4 protein-coding genes are annotated in these 2,420 nt (G+C 63.6%); all 4 read left to right on the plus strand.

Translation table 11 applies throughout. The annotated features are described in order from the left end of the window. Window positions 1-488 (plus strand): S49 family peptidase (locus EN893_RS29255; protein ID WP_164901204.1); only part of this gene is annotated, 488 nt, incomplete at its 5' end. A 128-nt stretch (window positions 489-616) separates the two neighbouring features. Further along, window positions 617-802: a membrane protein gene (locus tag EN893_RS29260; RefSeq protein WP_023808667.1), complete on the plus strand. Its 186-nt coding sequence runs from the start codon at window positions 617-619 to the stop codon at window positions 800-802. A 26-nt stretch (window positions 803-828) separates the two neighbouring features. Further along, complete coding sequence (locus EN893_RS29265; protein WP_127269629.1) at window positions 829-1,728, plus strand: 4-(cytidine 5'-diphospho)-2-C-methyl-D-erythritol kinase; 900 nt, start codon at window positions 829-831, stop codon at window positions 1,726-1,728. Continuing rightward, window positions 1,715-2,269 carry a molybdenum cofactor biosynthesis protein B gene (moaB, locus tag EN893_RS29270; protein ID WP_127269628.1) on the plus strand — a complete coding sequence of 185 codons (555 nt, stop codon included), beginning with the start codon at window positions 1,715-1,717 and terminating at the stop codon, window positions 2,267-2,269. The genes EN893_RS29265 and moaB overlap by 14 nt, the downstream gene beginning before the upstream one ends. Window positions 2,270-2,420 lie beyond the last annotated feature (151 nt).

Here is a 2,420-nt window from a genome sequence, read left to right on the forward strand (position 1 = left end):
GCGTGGTATCGGCCTCGTTCGGCTTCCCTGAACTGATGAAAAAGATCGGTGTCGAGCGCCGTGTCCACACCGCCGGCCAGAACAAGGCGGTGCTCGATCCGTTCAAGCCCGAGAAGAAGGAAGATGTCGAACGGCTGAAGGCGCTGCAGCTCGAGGTGCACGCAACCTTCATCGACCTCGTCAAGGAGCGGCGCGGCACGAAACTGAAGGACGACCCGGACCTGTTCACCGGCCTGTTCTGGACCGGCATCAAGGGCCTCGAACTCGGTCTGGTCGATGCGCTCGGCGACATGCGCACTGTGCTCAAGACCCGTTTCGGGGCGAAAACCCAGCTCAGGCTGATCACGACACCGCGCGGTTTTCTTAGCCGCTTCGGCCTGTTCGGCTCAAGCAAGGGCTTTTCAGCGCCCGATATCGTAGCCGCTGCCGCCAGCGGCGTGATCGATGCGGCGGAAGAGCGCGCATTGTGGTCTCGCTTCGGGCTTTGAAAACCCGGCAAAACCGTCTAGCATGAGAGCTTGAGTTTCATGCATGTCGTGTCCCCAAAACCGGGTCGACATGCATCAACCGACCCGACCGGCCGCCTTCGCCGGCCCAGCGTGGGAGGAGTTTTGGCATGCCGCAGATCATTTTCTTCGCCGTCGTTGGCGTTGCCGCTTATTTCGGCTACCGCACCTTCATTAGGGAAGCCGAGCGCGTGACCGCCAAGGTGCGGCGCACAGAAAAGCAGACGGCCAACGGCGCGATCGGAACGCTGGTCAAGGATCCGAAGACCGGCGAATACCGACTGGCCAAGGACTGACCATCATTTCGCTTACATCAAACGCAGTGGACACCGCTTTCGGTGTGCGCACTTGGCCTGCGTACGCCAAAATCAATCTTGCGCTGCATGTCACCGGCAGGCGCCCTGACGGCTATCATCTGATAGAAAGCCTAGCGGTGTTCACGCGTTTTGGCGACAGGGTCGAAATCGCGCCCGCCGACAGCGATGAGTTTGCCGTGTCCGGCCGCTACGCACCGGCCGTTCCAGTCGACGCAAGCAATCTTGTGCTTAGGGCGCGCGATGCCCTGCGGCAGACAGCCGGGCACGAGAGAACACCGCCGGTTGCCATCCGGCTCGAAAAGAACCTGCCGGTTGCCTCCGGCGTCGGCGGCGGTTCGAGCGACGCGGCGACCGTGCTGCGCGGGCTGGTGGAGACATGGGCGCTGGACATCGACGGCGCAGAGCTGGCGCGGATCGGCCTTTCGCTTGGCGCCGATGTGCCGATGTGCCTGGCGGCAAAGCCGCTGGTAGCGCGCGGCATCGGGGATGAACTGTCGATGGTGCCGGATTTTTCGGCGCTTGGCCTGGTGCTGGTCAATCCAGGCACCCCGGTGTCGACGGCGGATGTCTTTGCAGCGCTTTCGCGGCGCGACAATGAGGCCTTGCCGCCCCTGCCGCGCGGCATCGATTTTCACAGCCTGCGCAACTGGCTGGAGATTACTCGCAACGATCTCGAGCCCGCGGCGCTAGCGATGCAGCCCGCCATCGGCAGGGCGCTTTCCTGGCTGAACAAGGCCGGATCGGGTTTTTCACGGATGTCCGGGTCCGGCGCCACCTGCTTCGGCCTGTTCGAGACCGGCAATGTCGCCAAGCGTGCCGCTGCCGAGATCCGCGGCCGCCAGCCCGACTGGTTCGTCGCGGCGACGCGCACCATCGCATCGGAGGGCGCAGATGGCCAGAATTGACGAGAGCCGCTCCTTCATTCCCGTGCGCATCGCGGTGCTGACCGTTTCGGACACGCGCAGCCTCGCCGACGACAAATCCGGCCAGACGCTGGCCGACCGCATCACCGAGGCCGGCCATCTGCTGGCGGCCCGCGATATCGTCACCGACGACCGCGAGAAAATCCGCGACACGGTTCTGGCGTGGTCACAGGACAAGAATATCGATGTCGTCATCACCACCGGCGGTACCGGCTTCACAGGCCGTGACGTGACGCCGGACGCGCTGGAGCCGATCTTCGAAAAGCGCATGGATGGCTTTTCGGAAGTGTTCCACCGCATTTCCTACGACAAGATCGGCACCTCGACGATCCAGAGCCGGGCGACCGGCGGCGTCGTCAACGCCACCTTCGTCTTCGTGCTGCCGGGCTCACCCGGCGCCTGCAAGGACGCGTGGGACGGCATCCTGAAAGCGCAGCTCGACTACCGGCACACGCCATGCAACTTCGTCGAGATCATGCCGCGCCTGGACGAGCATTTGCGGCGCGGCAAATCGGCTCCGTAAAAGCCGAGGCAAAGCGCCGGTTCCACGCCGCGTTCGCCAGGCAAAACAGCACCGGCGCCTTTGAAACCCCATTCCAAACCGGACCTCGGAAAAGTACCTTGTCTGAAGGCGATCATCGCCGTTCACGACAAGGCAGCTACGATGACCGTGC

The organism is Mesorhizobium sp. M7A.F.Ca.CA.004.04.2.1 (assembly GCF_004022825.1).
Classification (GTDB): Bacteria; Pseudomonadota; Alphaproteobacteria; order Rhizobiales; family Rhizobiaceae; genus Mesorhizobium.

Excerpts from the sequence above, each read along its gene's own strand:
- moaB (WP_127269628.1), top strand. The coding sequence starts at position 1,715 with ATGGCCAGAATTGACGAGAGCCGCTCCTTCATTCCCGTGCGCATCGCG.
- EN893_RS29260 (WP_023808667.1), top strand. The coding sequence starts at position 617 with ATGCCGCAGATCATTTTCTTCGCCGTCGTTGGCGTTGCCGCTTATTTC.